Below are 19,565 nucleotides of genomic sequence, written 5' to 3' on the forward strand. Positions count from 1 at the left end.
GATTGTATTTCTGGAGTTTGGCTAATTTTGACCGAACTGCTTGGTAACTTCTATCCAAAAACTTGCAAGCCTGTGTTAAATCATGCTCTTCTCTGGACAAGACGTACCACTCCAGATAATCAACCTCGTCTTCCGTCCATCTACGTCCTGCCATAATGTTTATACGCTCCATGTAAATAATAAGTGCCATCTTTTCTCTTGTTGATGTAATACGTATATTGCCCATCTGGACTAGCGTAGGAAATCTGTTTCTCTCCTGCCCAGATACCATTGTCACGCATCATATGGCAATTCTCCATAATCCATTCTACGTCAGGCATCTAGTAACTCCTTGTTTTCATATACATTTCCCACGACCTCGCAATCAGTATGTCGTAGCCACAGTTCACATCCGTGTTGTTTAGATTCAAGACGATAGGCTCCTCCATAATGCCTTACAACCTCGTAATAAGTCGGTTCAGAATAGACATCCTTAGACATTTTGACTATATCGCCATCAAAGATAATATTGCCATCCCTATCAACCATATCTGTTGATTGCATGATGACTAGATTATCAACAAAAACATAATCTGGAGGGCACATGACATCCTCCTGTTCAACCACTACAACTTGCCCACTTTCTGTTATTGAGAAAGTGTCTTTAAACATCTCTTTATTTGTGGTATCCCACGCTCTAAATTTTGGAATCATGTTAAATCCTCCTAAGCATTAACAACTGGAAAATGAATATCACCAATCACTAAAGAGCCTACGCTGTAATAATAGCCGTTATGCTCTGCTTCACAATTGGCAATAGCTACAGGGTTCTGATTATGGAAGATAGTTACTTTGTTTTTATAACCAGTTCCCCAATGGTCGGGGATTTCTTCCGGTTCTCCAATTTCAACATTAGTAATCACAGCGTCAAGTGATACATCTTGGAACTCCCCACCTGCTGAGGCACAGCAATCACTTTCAGACATTTCAATAGTGACCTTTGTGCCGTCTTCAAGCAGCAAAAAGTCCTTATCCCATTTCACAATACGCTTAAAGAGCAACAATTCTTTAAGCTCTTCCAACGACCCGTACCTTGCATTTTTCCAATCAGGCTCATAATAGTCTGGTAGTTTAATAGTTTCTGTCATAGTAACACCTCATCCCCAACCTTAACTTTATCCCACTGCTCCTTCGTAACCACGAACACACCGTAATCACGAATGGTAAGCGTGTATAGCTTGCCATGTCGTCCTTTCTCGACGACTTTACCAAATACCTCAGCGCCTTGGTTGTCAGCTTTATAGATCACCATCGGCTTCTTCTCTTCCAAATCTCGAATCCTATCCATCTGCCAGATGTTTAGTCCAGCAGACAATAATATCCAGATTGCTATGAATCGTTTCAATCTGTGACCTCCTCAAATTTCATAAACGCCATCCAATGCGTAGTACCTCTTTGTTGCCCAAACAATGGTTTAAAAGGTACAGATTTAAGAACTTCTTTAACGTTGATTTGACAATCAGACCATTTGAAAACTAGAGTACCTCCAACTTTTAGAACTCTCATACATTCTTCAAAACCCTTGGCTAAATCTTCCGACCAGGTAATTTTATCCAGCTGGCCATATTGTGATCGCATAATTGAGTTTTGACCTGCCCATTTTAAATGTGGCGGATCAAATACTACTAGATTAAATGTTTCATCATCGAATGGCATATCACGAAAATCTCCGACAACGTCAGGGTTTACGTTTACCTTTTTTCCATGTATTTCAAATTTTTCTTGTCTGATGTCCATGAAAGTTGTATGACTCTCATTTTTATCAAACCAAAACATACGACTGCCACAACAAGCGTCTAGTATTCGTATATCTCCCATCACTCAACTTCCTTGCTCTTAGTTTCTCCAGTAAGTCTATTTTCTAAAATGTGACTTGTATAGCAAATATCACTTTTATACGTATAGTGATCAACGGTTTCTTCAACCCATTGGCTTCGTGTGTACGGGTATCGTTCAGGTCGTTTCATGTTACCACCTCATATATAAATATTTCGTGTCAATATCTTGTTCTAAAATACAATCCCTTAACGATTTCAAAACATCTAATGCATCATTGACCGTTCCCCATTTATTTACAGGTTCATACTTTACATATTTTTCAGGATACTGTTCTAATTCAGAGATACCGCGTTGAATGTTATCTAAAACATCAGCTATGTTGTACGTAGTGTCTTGGTCAAAATCCCAATCCATAGCAATTCTAAACATCTTCCCGAGATTGTAGGTCGGAGAACTATATTTAGGTTCAGCGATACGAATATAATCTCCGTTTTCTATTTTCGCTAAGATTTCCAAATCATAACTCATCACTCCATCTCCTCCATCTTTACTTTATATATTCGCTCACCTCGATACTTGCTCTCGAGTTGAGCCTTGCATTTAGCAGCATCTCCTTCTTTCTTAAAAAAGTGAGTTTCGTCTACCATGTTGTCAAAATATAGTGTTACTGTGTATGACATTTTCTCTCCTTTATTTATTAAATAATAGGCTTATTTTGTGAATATTTTTTCTAAGGTTACAGGTTACATCACTTTTCGCAAAACATATTTTATAAAAAACAAGAATGCTGTTATATCAACGTTTATAGCACTTGCTATTTTTACTTATTAAATATTTTATATAAATGATGTAACCTTACTAATAGACACCCTAAAACAGCAGTAGTATCAAGGGTTTAGGAGGGTTACATCACTTTTTTAAAAATTTTATCAAAAACAGCACTCAAACCCTTGATATAACTGGTTTTTCCTGCGGTTACATCAATGATGTAACCTGATGTAACCGAAACACGATTTTTGACCGTTTTTTGCCTAAAAGGTTACATCATTTTCGCTAAGGTTACATCACTTCTGTTTGTATATTTTTTCTAAAATATGCACGTAGTGTCTTACCTTTAACCTTCTTTATTTTGTATTCCCAATCCTGATTGTTGTCCATAATCAACTTGATTTTCCTAGCAATCTTTTCACCTCTCGCACTATCAATGTCAAAAACATTCTTTAATATCTGTTTGGCAGACACACTCGATTGAAGCTTCACACCTTCATATATCAGGCCGGACTCATTGCGATAGCTGCCATCATTGAAATAGAACCAGGTATATTGATGCTGTTGAGTGACTGAGAAGTCTTCCCACTCTTCTGGAACCAGCATTTCAAGATAGTCGTATACCTGTGATTCTGCCTCATCTTTATAAGTGAAGCTCTCCTTATAGACCGCAAGCTCATTTTCGAACTCATCATCAAAGGTAAGCATAAATCCTTTTTTGTAAATAGCGACTGCTTCACCCCAAAGCTGGAGCACATCATGATCTGTCATATCAAACGGCTTGACAAACTGTTGGCCTGCATCTACCAGCACAGGCAGAAAGCGCCGTTCACCAGTCTTGTCTCCCAGGTACTCGATTTTATTGCTGGTCCTTGCGATAACAAAGTTTTTAGGAAATTTTTCGGCTCTGCGACCGTAGGATCTACGGAAAGAAAGTTCTGTTTTAGTCACGAACGCTTTTAACTCATCAAAAGTAGTCTTTCTGGACGCGACCATCTCATCATCGTTGACAATCAGGGATTTTAGCATGATCTCATAGTTATCTTTATCCATAAAGTCTTTAGCCGAATCCGTGTACCAGTCAACAGCTATCTTTTGCAAGAATGTGGTCTTACCGGCACCTTGACCACCGACCAAATCGAGCGTGTAGTCAAATTTGACCCAGGGATTAAAAACCTTAGATACCGCACCAACAAAGAACATAATAGCTATTTTCTGAACAAAGATGCTATCCTCTGCACCCAACCAAGTTTGAAATACCTGGGCAAGTCGTTCTTTATGATCCCATGACTCATAAGCATTTTCCATATATTCCTTAACCGGATTGTAGGTTTTTTCTGCAAAAAATGCTTCGATACCGTCTCTTAATGCTCCAGCCTTGAAAACTGTCTTGAAGTGATTTTCCAAGTATACACTCAAATAGGATTCAAAGGCAGACGGTAACTGCCCCTTTCTTAACTGAATAGCATCTAGTTTGACATCCTCTACAATTTCATGTTCTCCAGTAAATTCATTGTGCCTGAGAAAGTCGTTGAGCTTGTTATCGCTCTTCATTGCAAGCAGAACATTTCTGGGACTGTCGGCCACGATAGATTCAATTTCAATCTCTTCGCCTTCCTCGTTCAATATTTTTTTCTTCCTACGTGAAAACTGCTTAATTGAAATATTCACGACATCACCTATTCTGGCCACCCCCCCTCATGTGTTTCTTGATCATGGATTCGACAGTTCTACTTAATTCTTTATGACTAAGAGGTTCTACCGAATTATTATTGGCTGTTTCTGCAAGTGTTAAGATATAGTTTGGATCAACTGACCGACTCAAGAGTCCGCCGACAAACTTTGCGAGCGTATCATTCCTGCTACCTTCATTACCAAACCCTAGGACAACCATTTCAAAGAGTTCTGTTGTCCTGTTTCGCTTACCAGCACCTTTACTAATTTGATAGTAGATATTATCCAGGTCACTACCAGAGTTCTTTTTGTTGTATTCCTTCTTAATGGCCATAACAAGAGAACGACTAGCCGTAACCATAGTGCCACCCTCTTTAGACTTTTTCTTGTCCCAAGTATAGACACCTTTGGGAGTTTTAGACGGAGCTACCACTACGTAATTGTTTGGATGCGCTTTGATATCCACACCGGGCAGAAATTTAATCATCTGGGTCATGGACACATCAGGATGTTTAAAATAAAAAATATGTTTACCGCCACTGGCTGTCTTCGCCTGAAGTGTTGGAGTTATCAAGTTCAGATGCTCCCAATTGGCCAGACTCTCATAGCCGTTATGCTTGCCATGTAAGTCAATATCGATTACGAAAAATTTGTCAGTCCGAACAGCAATATTGCTATCCGGATACTGATTCCAGTAATTTTCAATTTCCTGGGCAGTCATTGGTGGCTTATCTGCAAATTTAATCGCTGGTTGCTTTCCGTTAGGCACTACGGGAATTACGGAAAACCCCGCTTTTTGATATTTGAGAGCATATTCTTTCATTCCCATTTTAGTTACTCCTTAGAACGGCAAATCATCGTCTTGAATATCCATCGGGTTGTCATTCCCAAATGTATCATTCGAACTTTGTTGATTACGGCTTTCCAACATTTGGAAATTCTCAGCCACGACTTCTGTTACGTAGACACGTTGTCCTTGCTGGTTATCGTAACTACGAGTCTGAATACGGCCTGTCACCCCGATAAGTGAGCCTTTTTTAGCCCAGTTTGCAAGATTTTCGGCTTGTTGGCGCCACATAACGCAGTTGATAAAGTCAGCCTCACGCTCACCATTTTGACTCTTAAATGTACGGTTTACTGCAAGAGTAAAAGTCGCAACTGCTACATTTTGCGGTGTATAGCGGAGTTCAGCATCACGGGTCATGCGCCCTACAAGTACAGCATTGTTAATCATTTGATTCCGTCCTTTCAATCGCAAGGCTAAAGTTATGTTCATTGATAGAGATTGGTAAAACGACACCTTGCTTATTATCATCTGTAATAATATCAAACAAGGCAGTTAATACCTGTTTTCCGATAAGCAACTGTGTACCAGTCAAAGATTCCTCGCTATTAAGTTCGACATACTTCTTTTCCATTATTCAATACCTTTCGCTTTCTTCGCATCTGCGATAATCTGCTCAGCTTCTTTCAAACGGCCAGCTGGGATGCTTTCAGGTTTGTCAACACCCATCTTATCGATGAACCATTTTCCAATTGTTGCAGCAGGACTCCCTGTAGCTTCTGCCATATTTTTGAGTTCTGTCCGAATGGTTTTAGCCTGTGCTCCTGTAATGGTTTTGAATCCGTTACTTTTAGCTGGAGCTTTGCCCGGTTGCTCTTGCTGGCTATTTGTTTTTTGAGCTGGTTTTTGCGATGTACGGCCTGTTTGGTTATTCTGATTATGATATTCATCCGTATCAGGATCCTTATTGTCATCAATCATAAAGAGTCCGTTTAGCGCGTATTTACGTGCATAGCTGGATGCAGCACCTGTGACTTGACTACCATCCATCCCTTTTTTGCTATCATCTTCTCTAGCATATGCTGTAGTCCCAATGGTTTCACCAACTGCATAAAGAGTCGCAGTTGCTTCGACATAGTACCTATCACCAATCTGCACAATTCCGTCTTGCAAAATCAACACCGCATCATGTTCCTGCAAGATTGGCTTCAGCGCTTCTAAGATGTCCTCAGCGCTCCGATAGCTGTACTTCCCAAAGCTATTATACTGTCCTTTCGGAGCAACCAAACTCTGCTGGATGCTCTGTAAAGTAACAAAGATTGAGGATTGTTGTTTTGTTACCATAAATCCCCCTTTATAAACTTCTCAATAGATCAAACAAATCAGGCTTAGTATTTTGACGCTCGATTTTTTGAACATCGCCACCATTTGGATAAGTTAGATCAAATGTAGCCTTAACCCGAACAACCTCCATTCCGTGTACTTTGGCCGCTGCTTTTACCGCTGTTTTCTGTTCGAGATAAGAATTGTATGGCATTGTAAGAGCACTCTGAATATTGTCCACAAAAACGGCCTTTGTAGCTAATGAAGAACGATTGTTCTTGAGTTCATTTAAAAACTGTCCGTTTTCTTTGTTACGCATTACAATATAATCACTTGAAAGTTTCATTTTGATTCTCCTTAGAAATAAAATTCAATGACACGCACGTCATGTTGTTGACGGCTGCCTATTACTCGCCATAAAAGTTGGCGATAATCGTCATAATCTCCATCCGATGGATTAACAGGGTCCAGGACCACAATAGTTTTAAATTTATGCTGAAGGCCATCAACCCCTACACCCAACACCTGGCTTGTAGCAACCACATTTGTCTGTTCGAGGGAGTCCTTCTTATCTCCAGTCCAAATACCAATTTCTGGATGACGTTCTCGAATGACCTCTACAATCTGCTTGGATTTGCTAACTATCAACATATCTGTCTTACTGGTCAGCAGAAGATCCAATTGAAGTAGCATTGGAGTATCTGCATTAACTGCTTTCAACTTTGGAAAGTCAATCTCAAAACCTGTCTGAGTAAGATATCGTTCAAAAGTCTTTCGACCAAATGTTTGTTTGGCCATGGCATATTTACCATTTTTCCCAACGATGTTCAATTTCCTAAATTGTTCTAATTCCTCCGGATTAGCTGTTAGACACCAGATGGGTTCAAAGACAACCTCAAATCCGTTGTTTTCCTCCGCTTCCTCAATAGCTTCTACTTCTTCCCAGCGGAAAAAATTTGGCAGATTACTTACATAGCTTTCATAATCTCGGAAGTCATCCCACTCTTGCTTAGAATAGCTGAACTTGGAATACTTCATCTTGCCGTGGGCTAGTTGCCAGTTTTCCTTTTGATTAGGATCAGCCATTCCAAAAAATGTTTTTTCAAGCGGGTAGAAGTTTTGTCCCTTCTTCCTGATGGGCGTTGCTGACAATCCTACAGTATAGCCACGTTTGACCTTTTGATAAGCCTTCACATTGGCATCACTAGACATATTCTGCCACTCATCAATAATGAACACATCACACTCAATAGACTCATCGCTTGCAAGTCTGTTCTGTAATCTACGGTCCGTCATGGTTTCTAATTCAAAATCAGTATTGTAGCCTAGATTTTGATAAGTGCTGCTCCAACCATCCAGGATGGCCAACCGATTATTGATTACTAGGACCTTTTTGGCTTTCTTGTGCTTTGCTATTTCAAAAGCACAGATGGTCTTACCACGCCCCCCATACGCCTCAAGGAAAATCCCAGGGCAATTACGGTCGCTTCGTTTAACTGCTTCAGCTTGCCATTTGCGTAATTCGATTGCCAATGTCCACAATCACCTCCTCAATATCTTTCCTCTGGGCATAGAAGAGCCCAAGCCTTGCAGCTGCCCTCACATCGTTGTGGTGGCTTTTTTCAAAGGACCATAACCCAAGAGCTTTCAGCAAGTCATTTGGTATATCTGTCTGATAACCTGCGTTACGCTGCAGAACCAAGTCCGGATAGCATAGTTCAATGGCTGCAATAGTTTCTACAACTGAGTTGTCCCTGGAATAATCATTGTCCCTAACCTCAAATTTTTCAACGACCACTATGTCGAACTCAAGACCGCGCCCAATCTCTTTGAACCAGTTTTTAAAGTTTTGAGCGCCATAAGGTACTACCCAATAGTCAACAAGCTTTGCATTATCCAACAAGACAACTCCTGTTGTGCTGGTTTCAATTTTATTACTGCTTGGATCAATAGCTAAAATTTTCATCAAACACCAACTTTCTCAGTCAGCACTCCTGGATAAAGGGCAGTGTTAAACCAATTTTGTTTATTCACCTTTGCAAAGGCAAATAGCAATTTAACTTCTTTTGCTTGTTTTTCGAATTTTCGAATATCTTCTTCCGATTCAAAGATAGGTTTTTCCTTATATTTAGCGACTGTTACCAGCTTGTACTCTGGAGTAAATACCGGCTTTTCATTTCCTTGATCAAGATTTGTTTCATCTACTTTTACAAAGCGAATTGCAACATCAAATAGAAAACCTTCAGTAACAAGTACTTCAATCGATTCTGGTCCAATCACAACAGCTAGTGAATCTGTTACTCGTGTTTTATTCATCAATTCCATTACTTAATCACCAACTTTTCTGTCCGGACAAGCTCCGCACCTTTAATTTTCTTACCAGATTTAAGCAACTCTTTGAGTGTTTTTTTGTCCGGCGCAAGCGTCACTTTTTTTGTAAAATATTTTTTCGGAAGGTCATCTTCGTTGACCTTGACTGATTCTGGATTCTTAGCAATTTTTATAATCAGGGCACCACTCTTAACTTCGGTTTGACCTGTGACATTATAGCTGTCATAATGTTATCCTTGACATAATCCAGTTTTTTCTGTGCTGCCTGTTTCTTCGCTTTGAAGCTCTCTTCCTCAGCCTTGTACATGGCCACGTCGGCTTCTAAATTCTTGATAACATGGGCATATCCTTCTGCTTTCTGTTCGAATTGTTCTTGCCAATCGATAGCCTCAAGAGTGTCCGTTTTTGTTTCGTCATCAATATCCATTTGATAAATTGTCAGGAACTGACCTGTTAGTTCGTATAAACTGGCCATTACTTCGTCACCTCTTTCATCAATTTATTTGCTTCTTTGATTAGCAAACGCATAACGTTGCTATCAGTTTCTTTCTCTGCTGCTCTTGTCAGCATTTCCACCCACTCACGTCTAGTATCATTCTTCCAATCAACCAATTCAGTGAGTGCCTGTGTATGGTTATAGTAAGGCGAGTAGTCGTATGACTTATCTTCCAAGCGAACGCATCTGCCTGCCTTGATGTCTTTGGCCAAATTCGCCCTCACATTACTATTTGTTGTACCGACAACCTCAGCCACTTCATCGCATGAGGCAGCAGGGTGCTCTCTATAATATTCCCTGATTCGTTCCGCTTGAGTCATGTTTCTTCTCCTTATTTCAACCCTTCGGGCGGTTCCACATCATATGTAAATTGTTTACCTGAACTTCTCAGGTTCATCCGTGCGACATTGTTAGCTATTCGCTGACGCTCTTGCCGCTTCATTTCAGCGTGGTCATCCAGTGTATTCACTAGCGACCATAGTCCAATCCCTACGATTGTTACCAGGTAAATGTATTCCATCATTTTGCGTTTTCCTTTTCTTTGTAGATTGCTACGATTTTCTTCAAGTCTGCGATTTCTTGATTTGATTCTTGAAGTTTTTCTTGTGTTTCAATCAGTGATTGATTGAGATCCAAAGCGACCTCTTTCCAGTCAATATTAGTTTCTTCGACATCTTCCGAAAAGTAGTTTTTAATTCTTGCTAGTAGGTTCATCCAACTGACCTCATTTTCTTGCTTTTCGCCATTTCTTTCTTCCAAGTTCGAGTTCCTCTGTATTGCAGATAAGCATCAAAACCTTTAATCGTGACAAGTTGGCCATCATTCCTAAGATGTTTCTGTTGGCTAGGTAGCTTTTTCATCTCGCGTCTCATGTCTCCCGCTTGTCGCTTTGAGCATCCAAAGATGTGTTCTAATTCTTCATCATTAGCAGAGACTTTTTCAATAATCACATCTTTAATTCTTACAATTTCAACTGCTTCCATTTTTACTCCTTTCGTGTTATAATTCAATTAGTAATTTTTGATGAGCGCCTGACTTCGTTAGGTGCTTTTTTGTTTTGCCTTAGACAGAAAGTCTAATCATTGACAAGCTTGGCTTTTAATTCAACTTCAATAAGACTAAGTCGATCGATTGCTTCTTGCAATTCTTCGGCTTTTTTTGATACTTCTTTACAGGCTTCCTTGAATTCTTCAATACCAGAAACTTCAACATTAAGCCGATGTCCTATTGGTCTCATCTCTACTCCTTTCTGTTTGTGGTATAATGAAATCAAAAACGAGGTAATTCTGATGTTTAGTTTGATTGATATTTTGAATATTTCTGCTGCATGGATTGGTGCTATAACGGGTGTCACAGGTCTGTTTTACTCAATTTTTATAAATAGAGCTCGATTATTGATAACAGATGCCTATGCGATGGAAGTGTCAAATGAAGCACCTTACAAATATTCTTTTAAGCTTGTTAACCCAAGTAACAACACATACACAATCAAAAGTATTCAATTGTTCGATGATGACGGAAAGGAAATAAAAGATAATCATTTCGAACCATATGATAGCCTCCCTTTTCAAATACTTCAAAAGTTTATTTTGAGAAAAGATGATTTACATTCCTATCCTTTCGAAGTTGATGAAATTATTTTCCCCCATAGCAGTATTACTTATTCTTATTACTTGGATAGTTTACCGTGTAAAATCAAGGTCAAGACTAGCAAGAGAATTCGTTTCATTTTCAAACACAAATCATTCCATCCTGTCTTTAATAAAGCAAAATAGATTTATTACAGCACAAACTACATTTACGATTGTTACTATGATTAGTCCTAGTTCGTTCATCTTCCTTCTCCTCTATTTCCTACATGTTCAACCATTTCCTAACCAAATCAGTGCTGTCAACGCTGTTGATGGTTTCAGGAATAGTAGATAACTCTACTATCTTGACCCAGTAGCTATCTAGCACTTTCTTATCAACGTAGACCGCTTGTTCGCATAAACCGATGTGTCCATCAATGACCATCGCTCTACGGACAAGTAGGTCTTTTTCTGTTTCCAGTTCAATACGTCCAGCAATATTGCCAGAGATTTCAAGGTACTTGTCTGGTTCTTCCATCCATCCTCCTTTCTATTTCTAATCTCCATTTCTGCTATAATATAAACAGAAAGGAGTTAACCTTATAACTTTTAAAGAATATTTGACAATAGCAAGCAAACGCGACATCTACGATGATGGTAAAGACTTTGATTTTGAAACCATCTTTGCTAGAGAAATATTACGTTATGCACACGATTCCGAACTGGAAACCAAAACAGGTTTCTTTCGTCATCTTGAAATCATGGATGCCGAAGCTTGGTTTATCGAACTTGCTCACTCAGTCTATCAAGATTTTGAGAAATCAATTTCAGATTCTCACTAATCGAGCGTGACTTTTTTTGATACGGCAATCTCAGAAATTTACCACCAGAGCTGACTACCTTAATGATTTTTTCAAGGTGGTCTTTTTCTTGTTCAAGAGCATCAATAAATTCTTCCATCCGTCCTCCTCAAATCTTTCCGTTGAGTACCTGATTGCCGTCAGGTGCTTTTTTGGTTTTAATTACATTGTTACGGTTAAACCGCAATATCGGGCAAAAAAATAATATCATCCACTGATACTTCAAAAACATTAGCGATTTGATACGCTTTTGAAACACTTGGCTCTGTTATTCCACGTTCCCAATGCCCCCATGTATCAACCGAAACATTTACAGCTTCTGCTGCATCACTTTGTCTCCAATTTTTGAGTGTTCTTAGTGTTTTTAAAGTCATTTTTTGCACATTACCACCTCCTTATCTAAGTTCATCTAATCTGACTTTCCATCGCCCTGAGTTCAATCTCATGGCTGACTTGTCTAAATAGCTTCTCACACGCTATTTTTGCTTCTCTGTACGTTGTGTTCTCGCTGATGAAGTAATCAGCAAGTTCAATGATCTTATCTTCCAATTCTAACTCGCTTTCAAATGTGGTATAATCAAAATAAAACGATTGGAGAAATCTCATGTCTAAAAAAACTTGTTTTGTAGTTTCCGCTATTGGTCAAGAAAAATCAGAAATCAGGAATCATTCAGATAGTGTTTTAAAACACATTATTAAACCAGCATTATCTGATAAGTATGATGTGACAAGAGCCGATGAACTATATCATTCTGATAAAATAGATGAAAAAATATTTAAGGCTTTATCAGATTCAGACCTAGCTATTGTTGATATAACAGGAAATAATCCAAATGTCTTTTTGGAACTTGGCTATCGTAAAGCCTTAGATTTACCAACTATATTTTTAAGACAACAAACTGATGAAGATATTCCATTTGATATTCGGACAATCAATATCATTCAGTATGATTTAAAAAATGCCAGCGGTACAAATATGCTGGATTCTGTTCAAAAAACTATTGAACGAATTCAAAAAACCGAGGAAACTTTAGATTTTTCAACATTGAAAAACAAAAATAATGATGGAAAGGACTACGTTACAACTCAAGAATTCTCGCAATTAACATCTACAATTAACAATATTTATGACGCTGTCGAAAAATTGTCACATGAAGTGAAAAATATTTCAAAGACTAATCATTCTACAACTCAAGAAGATATTATCATGATGGCCTTCCAAAATCCTGAAAAACTAGAGAAATTCTTTGAGTTGCAGAATAAATACCCTAACGTATTTTCTCCTAATAATACTAATTAGCTTGCTCTAGACGAACTAACCTTTCTTCTAATCCCTTAATGTAGCCTTTGAGGTAATTTACCATGGCTACATTTTTTTCTATCTCTTCCTTTAGAGTTTCTAGTTCGGTCATATTTCCTACTCCTTATCTTTTTTATCATATCGGTACTTCACTATCTGACGAATAGTAAAAGATACAATCACAAATCCTGCTAGGATTATCAATCCAGTTTCTTCGCTCATTGCTTTTCACGGCAAATGATGGTACACTATCAAGTAGAGGTTGGGGCTTCTGCCCCTTTCTCTACTTTTTATTTTGAAGCTTACGTTTGTGTTCTAAGATTTGTTTGTGCCACAAACGTGCTTCTCTGGTTAAGCCTAGTACCAAGATGACGGTTGCAGTGTCCTTGGTTGCTAGGCTTTTTATGATGTGTTCCATCATTTGCCTTACCTCCTTTCCCTTAAGCTTGATTATATTATACTGCGGTTTAACCGCAATGTCAAGTGTTTTTTGCGTTTTTTTCGCATTTTTTTATTTTATTCTTTACTTTTTTGCGTTTTTGCCGTAAAATATACTATGTAAGGAGGGGCGGAAATGAAAGTCGAAAACAAAGAAATTTTTGCCAATAATCTAAGTTTTTACATGGAGCAAAAAGGAGTAGACAGAAATACATTATGTGCAGACTTGGATTTGAAATACACTACAGTTCGTGACTGGCTAAAAGGAATAACTTATCCTCGGATTGGTAAAATTGAACTTTTGGCAAACTATTTTAATATAAATAAATCTGACCTTATCGAAAACAAAATTTCTACTGCTCAACCGTCAGACTCCCTTTTAGAAGAAATTACAAACACAGCTCGAAAATTAAACACTGAAAATAAAAAAATCGTTCTACGAACGTCTGAGGATCTTCTGAAAGAGCAGAAAAACGAAGAAGAAGCGAAGATAAACGAAGTATCGGAAGTTATCAGCTTGTACCAAGTTGAGGTAGTATCTGAGACGGCAGCAGCTAGCGGATTCAACTACGGATTTGGTTATGACGATACAGACAGAGAGACTATAGAGGTTGACGAGCAACCACCACGTCACGATATTGCGACTAAGGTCAGCGGAGACTCCATGCAGCCTGACTACCAAGACGGAGATATTCTCTATTTAGTAGACAAAGGACTGACCACCTACAACGGCGATTTGGCAGTTATCGCATACGGAGACCGTTCTTACTTCAAGAAGATATATACCGAAAACGGACGCTTACGCCTAGTGTCACTCAATGACAAGTATGAAGACATCATTCTAGACTTCCCACCAGCCGAAGACACACACATCAAGATCTATGCGGTTATCGGGGTGTATAGAGGGGAATAAAATGAACAAAGAAAATCCATATTTTGAACAAACCAAACAAAACTACATAGAAGTTGAAAAACTCTATAAACTTGGTAAAGCAAAACATACATCTTCTAAATACCGATTTCTTGCACCAGCAGTTAAAAGACAATCTGAACAATTCTTATTTGAAGCTAAGACTCAAAAAAGAAAATATTGGAAATTCAGTCGTGGCTCTCTGATATTCGTAGAGTTCGGTGTAAATATAGGCGGAGAATTATCAAATAATCATTGGGCTATTGTCTTAGACAAAGTAGATAGTCCCTATAAAAAAACACTTACAGTAATTCCTCTAACATCTAAAAATCAAATAGATACTGTACTCATAGACGAAGTCATTGCGGAATATCCTTCTATTTTGCTTGATGAATATATTGAAAAATTACACAAAGAATTATTTGCCTACCTAAAATATTTAGATTCCAATAATGCAATTACTGAAGCTGCCTTATTGGATGTCTACCAAGCTTATACAGAACAATTTTCAAACGAAATAATTCAACCTAAGATAATAGACGGTGACAACCTTAAACGGACACAATCAGAAATAACTGACGTTATTGAATTAACTCAATATTACAAAAAATACATTAAGCGTTCTTATGCCAAGTGTAATAACCTTCAAACAATCAGCAAAGATAGAATTTTAAAGAAAAATAGATTAGATCCAATCGGAAAAATGAAAGTATCTGATAACACATTGGACAAAATTAACGAAAAGTTAAAAGAATTATACCTTTTCTAATCTCTTGACATTTTTTAATAATTATATTACAATACAGCTATTAGGAGTTTAGCTCCATAAAGTTTACATTTGGATTTTAGATCCATATCGTGATGGTAGCCGTATTTGATACGGCTACTTTTCTTTTTATCTAGCAACTGTTTCCATTTTGGAAACAACTCAAAAAAGCCCCACGCTCAGAAGTTTGCAGACCGAGAGTGTGAGGCTAGTGGTAAGAAAAAAAGCATTAAAAAGCTCTTTTTCTTATACCCATTTTAACAAAAAAGTGAGGTAAACGCAATGTGGATGGAAGAACTTCCCAACGGAAAATACAAATTTTTTGAGCGATATAAAGACCCTTATACTGAGAAATTAAAAAAAGTTTCAGTGACCATGGAGAAGAAAACTCCCCAGGCAAGAAATCAAGCTGCTATCTTGTTGCAAGAGAAGATAAATAAAAAACTCAGCACAAAACAAGTAGAAAGCATTACATTTGAAGAAATCTATAACCTTTTCTATAAATCATGGGCGCAAACAGTAAAGGCATCTACAAAACACAATTATACTTTTGTTGATGCAACTATGAAAAAAGAAATACCATCTGACACTTTACTAGCTAATATCGATAGACGATATATCCAGAGCAAGATTGAAAATATTATTGATAGCAATGGCTATCATACAGCTTATAGAGTCCGCAGCAGACTCAAAAGCGTCTTCAATTATGCAGTTCAATACTCCTATATCGGAAATAACGAGGTTAATTACACGGTTATTCCTAAAAAGCCGGAAACTTTAGAAGATATTGAAAAAAAGCGCAACAAGTTTTTGACTATGCAAGAAATCAAAACATTAATAGACGCACTAAACAATCAACCGTATCAACAAAAATATGCCGATATGGTAACGGTTCTTGCTCTTACTGGTATGAGATATGGAGAGTTGACAGCATTACAACTCAAAAATATAGACTTCCAAAATAAAAAAATTGAGATTACAGGTAATTTTGATTCAGTAAACAAAATAAAAACATTGCCAAAAACCGCAAAATCCATTAGAACAATATTGGTATCAGATGCGGTTATAGAGGCCATACAGCGTCAAGTGATCCGCCTCACTGAACGCCATCAGCCGCTAAAAGATGATGATTATATCTTTTGCTTAGAAGTCTGGAATAGCCCAATAACATTAGCATCTTTTATTCAAATTATAAAAAAATACGGTGCGAAAGCTGGAATAGAAAAAAATTTATCTAGTCATATTTTCAGACATTCTCACATCTCGTTTTTAGCAGAGTCTGGATTACCTATCAAATCAATAATGGATCGTGTTGGTCACTCAAACGCAAAAATGACTTTAGAAATATACTCCCACACTACACAAGATATGGAGGGTAAACTCGTAGAAACGTTAGATAGTACTTTTTAATTTTGCCCCTTTCCTGCCCCTTTCATTCGCACAAAATAATAATAACCCTTGAAAATCCAGTATTTCCAAGGGTTATTTTTTTGTCACTAGAATCCGTCTACGTTCGTGTAGATTTTTTGTACGTCTTCGTCGTCCTCAAGAACGCTGTAAAGTTTTTCAAAGGTTTCAAGGTCATCGCCTGACAATTCCACTTCTGACTGAGGAATCATTTCCAATTCAGTCACTTGGAATTCTTCGATACCTGATTCACGTAAAGCAACGATAGCCTTATGAAGATCAGTTGGAGCTGTGTAAACTGTGATTGTACCTTCTTCTGCCTCCACATCGTCCACATCCACATCCGCTTCTAGCAATTGCTCAAAGACTGCATCCGCATCTTCACCTGCAAATACGATAACACCCTTGTTATCGAAGAGGTATGAAACCGAACCTGAAGCGCCCATGTTTCCTCCATTTTTACCAAAAGCTGCACGAACATTAGCCGCTGTACGGTTAACGTTTGAAGTCAAAGTATCCACGATCAACATAGAACCATTTGGTCCAAAACCTTCGTAACGTCCTTCTGTAAAGGTTTCGTCTGTGTTTCCCTTAGCCTTGTCCAAAGCCTTATCGATAACGTGTTTTGGCACTTGGGCTTGTTTAGCACGGTCGATCACGAATTTCAAGGCTGAGTTTGATTCTGGGTCTGGATCACCTTTTTTAGCTGCTACATAGATTTCTACACCAAATTTTGCATATACTTTAGAGTTAGCTCCATCTTTAGCCGTTTTCTTGGCTACGATATTGGCCCATTTACGTCCCATTAGGAATCTCCTTTTTTCACATTTTAATCTTTCTTATTATAACACAAGTTTTTTCGATTTTCACTAGAGGAAATGGATTTTATTAAGCAAATCGAGCTAGGAGAGCACTTTAGTTGCCAAGATTTCCTTGCCTTTCCATCCTTATCAACATTCAAAAAACAAACTAGACCATTATCTGCAAATAGAAAGTTTCAGCCAAGTTTGACAAAGTCCGCTCAAGCTACTGTTTTGAGGTTGTAGATATAAGCGACAAAAACAATCATACTGCAGCTTTTGTTGACAGTCTACTCCAGACATATGATAGTTCAAGTAAATACTTTGAAATTCAACAGTTCTTATAGGCACTATTGTATTCTAAGAAATCAATAGAAGAGTTTCTAAACAAAACTATAATTTATATGTTCCCGAAACAGAAATTTATGCTCTTTTTGATTTTACATGATATTGAAGTTAGACTAGTACAACGGCACTTCTAAAACAAGTAAAAGGTAGCTAATTCCCTGTATAGCAAGGATTTTCACTACCCTTTTTACTTTTTTACACATCCTGTTTGATAGACTCATTTTAACATCACGAGCCTACTCCAATGGAAATCGCTAGGCAAGAGATAAACTTTCAGATATTCGCAGAGAGATCATTGCCTCTTTTTGTCGCAAGCATTCTTCTCTCCTAGTCATTTTCTACCTTATCTTCTACCTGAGGATAAAGAGTCGTTCCCCAAATAGAAATCGTCCGCTTATGCACTAGTGGCAAATCGGTTTTTTCATAAACCGTACGCCACCATTCCCAGGCAAGCCCGGTACACTCTCTAATTTTGACAGAGAGATTGCGAACATTCCCTTTTAAAGGAATACTAGTAGTAAAGTGAGCCGTCAAATCCTGGCCATTTCTGTCCCAAGCCTTAGGAGTCAAAACTTCTTTACCTTGATAATCATAGGATAATTCATCCCAAGTAATGTAATATTGGGCAACATAGGCACCACTATGATCCAAGAGTAAATCTCCGTTTCTGTAAGCTGTCACCTTAGTCTCAACATAGTCTGTACTGTTTTGAAAGGTCGCAACTACATTGTCCCGTAAAAAAGAAGTTGTGTAGGAAATCGGCAAACCTGGATGATCGGCTGTAAAGCGACTGCCTTCTTGAATCAAGTCCTCTACCATATCCACCTTGCCTGTTACAACTCGGGCACCCGAACTTGGGTCGCCCCCTAAAATAACCGCCTTCACTTCTGTATTGTCCAAAATCTGCTTCCACTCTGTCTGAGGAGCCACCTTGACTCCTTTTATCAAAGCTTCAAAAGCAGCCTCTACTTCATCACTCTTACTCGTGGTTTCCAACTTGAGATAGACTTGGCGCCCATAAGCAACACTCGAAATATAGACCAAAGGACGCTCTGCAGAAATTCCTCTCTGTCTTAAATCCTCTACCGTTACAGTATCTTGAAACACATCTCCTGGATTTTTAACAGCATCTACGCTGACTGTATAATAAATCTGCTTAAAATTAACAATCTGAATCTGCTTTTCGCCCGAATGGACAGAGTTAAAATCAATATCAAGAGAATTCCCTGTCTTTTCAAAGTCAGAACCAAACTTGACCTTGAGTTGTTCCATGCTGTGAGCCGTGATTTTTTCATACTGCATTCTAGCTGGGACATTATTGACCTGACCATAATCTTGATGCCATTTGGCCAACAAATCATTTACCGCTCCGCGAACACTTGAATTGCTAGGGTCTTCTACTTGGAGAAAGCTATCACTACTTGCCAAACCAGGCAAATCAATACTATAAGTCATCGGGGCACGATCGACCGCAAGAAGAGTGGGATTATTCTCTAACAAGGTCTCATCCACTACGAGAAGCGCTCCAGGATAGAGGCGACTATCGTTGGTAGCCGTCACGGAAATATCACTTGTGTTTGTCGACAAGCTCCGCTTCTTTCTTTCGATAACAACAAACTCATCGGGTAACTGATTCCCCTCTTTGATGAAACGATTTTCAATACTCTCTCCCTGATGGGTCAAGAGTTTCTTTTTATCATAATCCATAGCTAGTATAAAGTCATTTACTGCTTTATTTGCCATCTTCTACCTCCTAATAAGTTCCTGGATTGAGTTGCATAAACTCAGACTTGTTCAGCAAAATCAGCCGTGGTTGGACTAAGTGATCCAAAATTTCCTCGTACAATTCTTCTGAGACATTGCGTCGCCGTCTGGCTAGATAAGAAGTCGGAATGACCGTATTATCCAACATAAATACCTTATCTAAGTCAATCAAGGTTGGTCTTGTAAAAGGATTACGAGCTAGATCCG

Annotated in this window: 32 protein-coding genes and 3 pseudogenes; 6 read left to right on the top strand and 29 right to left on the bottom strand. The window is 38.3% G+C overall.

Annotated features, from left to right (window positions below; translation table 11 throughout):
* The 23 genes and pseudogenes from DSY56_RS11075 to DSY56_RS11175 form a co-directional block, all read right to left on the bottom strand.
* Positions 1–190, bottom strand: a pseudogene (locus DSY56_RS11075) (hypothetical protein); the annotation flags it as partial.
* The gene (locus DSY56_RS11955) at positions 141–320 is read right to left on the bottom strand and encodes a hypothetical protein (RefSeq protein ID WP_160109930.1); all 180 of its coding nucleotides are present in this window, start codon (positions 318–320) and stop codon (positions 141–143) included. The pseudogene DSY56_RS11075 and the gene DSY56_RS11955, both read right to left, overlap by 50 nt.
* A complete protein-coding gene (locus DSY56_RS11080; RefSeq protein ID WP_112445713.1) occupies positions 313–693 on the bottom strand; it encodes a YopX family protein in 381 nt (126 codons plus the stop codon). Before DSY56_RS11080 ends, DSY56_RS11955 begins: the two co-directional genes overlap by 8 nt.
* An 11-nt stretch (positions 694–704) precedes the next feature.
* On the bottom strand, positions 705–1,127 hold the full coding sequence (locus DSY56_RS11085) for a DUF7448 domain-containing protein (protein WP_050199228.1): 423 nt from the start codon (positions 1,125–1,127) through the stop codon (positions 705–707).
* Positions 1,124–1,384, bottom strand: a complete 261-nt coding sequence (locus tag DSY56_RS11090) for a DUF1372 family protein (protein ID WP_112445715.1) — start codon at positions 1,382–1,384, stop codon at positions 1,124–1,126. The genes DSY56_RS11085 and DSY56_RS11090 overlap by 4 nt, the downstream gene beginning before the upstream one ends.
* Positions 1,381–1,857 (bottom strand): class I SAM-dependent methyltransferase, encoded by a 477-nt coding sequence (locus DSY56_RS11095; protein WP_112445717.1) that lies wholly within the window; start codon positions 1,855–1,857, stop codon positions 1,381–1,383. Before DSY56_RS11095 ends, DSY56_RS11090 begins: the two co-directional genes overlap by 4 nt.
* 150 nt (positions 1,858–2,007) lie before the next feature.
* On the bottom strand, positions 2,008–2,346 hold the full coding sequence (locus DSY56_RS11100; RefSeq protein WP_112445719.1) for a hypothetical protein: 339 nt from the start codon (positions 2,344–2,346) through the stop codon (positions 2,008–2,010).
* Entirely contained in the window at positions 2,346–2,498 is a 153-nt protein-coding gene (locus DSY56_RS12130) for a DUF7204 family protein (RefSeq protein ID WP_173213994.1), read from the bottom strand. The genes DSY56_RS11100 and DSY56_RS12130 overlap by 1 nt, the downstream gene beginning before the upstream one ends.
* A 379-nt stretch (positions 2,499–2,877) precedes the next feature.
* The gene (locus tag DSY56_RS11105; protein WP_234990589.1) at positions 2,878–4,257 is read right to left on the bottom strand and encodes a virulence-associated E family protein; all 1,380 of its coding nucleotides are present in this window, start codon (positions 4,255–4,257) and stop codon (positions 2,878–2,880) included.
* 4 nt (positions 4,258–4,261) lie between these two features.
* Positions 4,262–5,089, bottom strand: a complete 828-nt coding sequence (locus tag DSY56_RS11110) for a bifunctional DNA primase/polymerase (protein ID WP_112445723.1) — start codon at positions 5,087–5,089, stop codon at positions 4,262–4,264.
* Between the two features lie 12 nt (positions 5,090–5,101).
* Positions 5,102–5,494, bottom strand: a complete 393-nt coding sequence (ssb, locus tag DSY56_RS11115) for a single-stranded DNA-binding protein (protein ID WP_007518739.1) — start codon at positions 5,492–5,494, stop codon at positions 5,102–5,104.
* A complete protein-coding gene (locus DSY56_RS11120) occupies positions 5,487–5,639 on the bottom strand; it encodes a hypothetical protein (protein ID WP_160109931.1) in 153 nt (50 codons plus the stop codon). The genes ssb and DSY56_RS11120 overlap by 8 nt, the downstream gene beginning before the upstream one ends.
* A gap of 38 nt (positions 5,640–5,677) precedes the next feature.
* Entirely contained in the window at positions 5,678–6,388 is a 711-nt protein-coding gene (locus DSY56_RS11125) for an ERF family protein (protein WP_112445727.1), read from the bottom strand.
* A gap of 10 nt (positions 6,389–6,398) precedes the next feature.
* On the bottom strand, positions 6,399–6,713 hold the full coding sequence (locus tag DSY56_RS11130; protein WP_112445729.1) for a hypothetical protein: 315 nt from the start codon (positions 6,711–6,713) through the stop codon (positions 6,399–6,401).
* An 11-nt stretch (positions 6,714–6,724) separates the two neighbouring features.
* Entirely contained in the window at positions 6,725–7,900 is a 1,176-nt protein-coding gene (locus DSY56_RS11135; RefSeq protein ID WP_112445731.1) for a DEAD/DEAH box helicase family protein, read from the bottom strand.
* Complete coding sequence (locus DSY56_RS11140; RefSeq protein WP_112445733.1) at positions 7,869–8,333, bottom strand: hypothetical protein; 465 nt, start codon at positions 8,331–8,333, stop codon at positions 7,869–7,871. Before DSY56_RS11140 ends, DSY56_RS11135 begins: the two co-directional genes overlap by 32 nt.
* A complete protein-coding gene (locus tag DSY56_RS11145; RefSeq protein ID WP_112445736.1) occupies positions 8,333–8,692 on the bottom strand; it encodes a hypothetical protein in 360 nt (119 codons plus the stop codon). The genes DSY56_RS11140 and DSY56_RS11145 overlap by 1 nt, the downstream gene beginning before the upstream one ends.
* A pseudogene (locus DSY56_RS11150) lies at positions 8,692–9,173 on the bottom strand (siphovirus Gp157 family protein). Before DSY56_RS11150 ends, DSY56_RS11145 begins: the two are co-directional and overlap by 1 nt.
* A complete protein-coding gene (locus DSY56_RS11155; protein ID WP_112445738.1) occupies positions 9,173–9,514 on the bottom strand; it encodes a hypothetical protein in 342 nt (113 codons plus the stop codon). Before DSY56_RS11155 ends, DSY56_RS11150 begins: the two are co-directional and overlap by 1 nt.
* An 11-nt stretch (positions 9,515–9,525) precedes the next feature.
* Positions 9,526–9,717: a hypothetical protein gene (locus DSY56_RS11160; RefSeq protein WP_112445740.1), complete on the bottom strand. Its 192-nt coding sequence runs from the start codon at positions 9,715–9,717 to the stop codon at positions 9,526–9,528.
* Positions 9,714–9,908 (bottom strand): hypothetical protein, encoded by a 195-nt coding sequence (locus tag DSY56_RS11165; RefSeq protein WP_112445742.1) that lies wholly within the window; start codon positions 9,906–9,908, stop codon positions 9,714–9,716. Before DSY56_RS11165 ends, DSY56_RS11160 begins: the two co-directional genes overlap by 4 nt.
* The gene (locus tag DSY56_RS11170; RefSeq protein WP_050253752.1) at positions 9,905–10,177 is read right to left on the bottom strand and encodes a hypothetical protein; all 273 of its coding nucleotides are present in this window, start codon (positions 10,175–10,177) and stop codon (positions 9,905–9,907) included. Before DSY56_RS11170 ends, DSY56_RS11165 begins: the two co-directional genes overlap by 4 nt.
* 92 nt (positions 10,178–10,269) lie before the next feature.
* Positions 10,270–10,431, bottom strand: a complete 162-nt coding sequence (locus DSY56_RS11175) for a hypothetical protein (RefSeq protein WP_112445744.1) — start codon at positions 10,429–10,431, stop codon at positions 10,270–10,272.
* Between the two features lie 52 nt (positions 10,432–10,483).
* Here DSY56_RS11175 and DSY56_RS11180 point away from each other — a divergent pair, with 52 nt between their 5' ends.
* Positions 10,484–10,969, top strand: coding sequence for a hypothetical protein (locus DSY56_RS11180; protein ID WP_112445746.1), 486 nt, complete (start codon positions 10,484–10,486; stop codon positions 10,967–10,969).
* A 79-nt stretch (positions 10,970–11,048) separates the two neighbouring features.
* Here the strand turns inward: DSY56_RS11180 and DSY56_RS11185 are convergent, their stop codons facing one another.
* Positions 11,049–11,303 (bottom strand): hypothetical protein, encoded by a 255-nt coding sequence (locus DSY56_RS11185; protein ID WP_112445748.1) that lies wholly within the window; start codon positions 11,301–11,303, stop codon positions 11,049–11,051.
* 82 nt (positions 11,304–11,385) lie between these two features.
* Here DSY56_RS11185 and DSY56_RS11190 point away from each other — a divergent pair, with 82 nt between their 5' ends.
* Positions 11,386–11,607, top strand: coding sequence for a hypothetical protein (locus tag DSY56_RS11190; RefSeq protein WP_188111580.1), 222 nt, complete (start codon positions 11,386–11,388; stop codon positions 11,605–11,607).
* Between the two features lie 194 nt (positions 11,608–11,801).
* Here the strand turns inward: DSY56_RS11190 and DSY56_RS11195 are convergent, their stop codons facing one another.
* Positions 11,802–12,008: a helix-turn-helix transcriptional regulator gene (locus DSY56_RS11195; protein WP_050201102.1), complete on the bottom strand. Its 207-nt coding sequence runs from the start codon at positions 12,006–12,008 to the stop codon at positions 11,802–11,804.
* 221 nt (positions 12,009–12,229) lie between these two features.
* Between DSY56_RS11195 and DSY56_RS11205 the strand changes: the two genes are divergently transcribed.
* Entirely contained in the window at positions 12,230–12,925 is a 696-nt protein-coding gene (locus DSY56_RS11205) for a hypothetical protein (protein ID WP_112445752.1), read from the top strand.
* 283 nt (positions 12,926–13,208) lie between these two features.
* Here the strand turns inward: DSY56_RS11205 and DSY56_RS11210 are convergent, their stop codons facing one another.
* The gene (locus DSY56_RS11210) at positions 13,209–13,346 is read right to left on the bottom strand and encodes a hypothetical protein (RefSeq protein ID WP_000969962.1); all 138 of its coding nucleotides are present in this window, start codon (positions 13,344–13,346) and stop codon (positions 13,209–13,211) included.
* A 153-nt stretch (positions 13,347–13,499) separates the two neighbouring features.
* Here DSY56_RS11210 and DSY56_RS11215 point away from each other — a divergent pair, with 153 nt between their 5' ends.
* From DSY56_RS11215 to DSY56_RS11225, 3 genes are all read left to right on the top strand, one after another.
* Positions 13,500–14,276, top strand: a complete 777-nt coding sequence (locus tag DSY56_RS11215) for a S24 family peptidase (RefSeq protein WP_081574876.1) — start codon at positions 13,500–13,502, stop codon at positions 14,274–14,276.
* A 1-nt stretch (position 14,277) separates the two neighbouring features.
* Positions 14,278–15,042 carry a hypothetical protein gene (locus DSY56_RS11220; RefSeq protein ID WP_001031294.1) on the top strand — a complete coding sequence of 255 codons (765 nt, stop codon included), beginning with the start codon at positions 14,278–14,280 and terminating at the stop codon, positions 15,040–15,042.
* 279 nt (positions 15,043–15,321) lie between these two features.
* Positions 15,322–16,449, top strand: a complete 1,128-nt coding sequence (locus tag DSY56_RS11225) for a tyrosine-type recombinase/integrase (RefSeq protein WP_112445754.1) — start codon at positions 15,322–15,324, stop codon at positions 16,447–16,449.
* Positions 16,450–16,535: 86 nt separating this feature from the next.
* Here DSY56_RS11225 and DSY56_RS11230 read toward each other — a convergent pair whose 3' ends face one another.
* From DSY56_RS11230 to DSY56_RS11240, 3 genes and pseudogenes are all read right to left on the bottom strand, one after another.
* Entirely contained in the window at positions 16,536–17,252 is a 717-nt protein-coding gene (locus DSY56_RS11230; protein ID WP_000532882.1) for a YebC/PmpR family DNA-binding transcriptional regulator, read from the bottom strand.
* A 669-nt stretch (positions 17,253–17,921) separates the two neighbouring features.
* Positions 17,922–19,337 carry a cholesterol-dependent cytolysin pneumolysin gene (gene ply, locus DSY56_RS11235; protein ID WP_112445756.1) on the bottom strand — a complete coding sequence of 472 codons (1,416 nt, stop codon included), beginning with the start codon at positions 19,335–19,337 and terminating at the stop codon, positions 17,922–17,924.
* A gap of 10 nt (positions 19,338–19,347) precedes the next feature.
* Positions 19,348–19,565: pseudogene (locus tag DSY56_RS11240) on the bottom strand (hypothetical protein); the annotation flags it as partial.

It is taken from the genome of Streptococcus sp. 596553 (assembly GCF_900411395.1).
Classification (GTDB): domain Bacteria; phylum Bacillota; class Bacilli; order Lactobacillales; family Streptococcaceae; genus Streptococcus; species Streptococcus mitis_BA.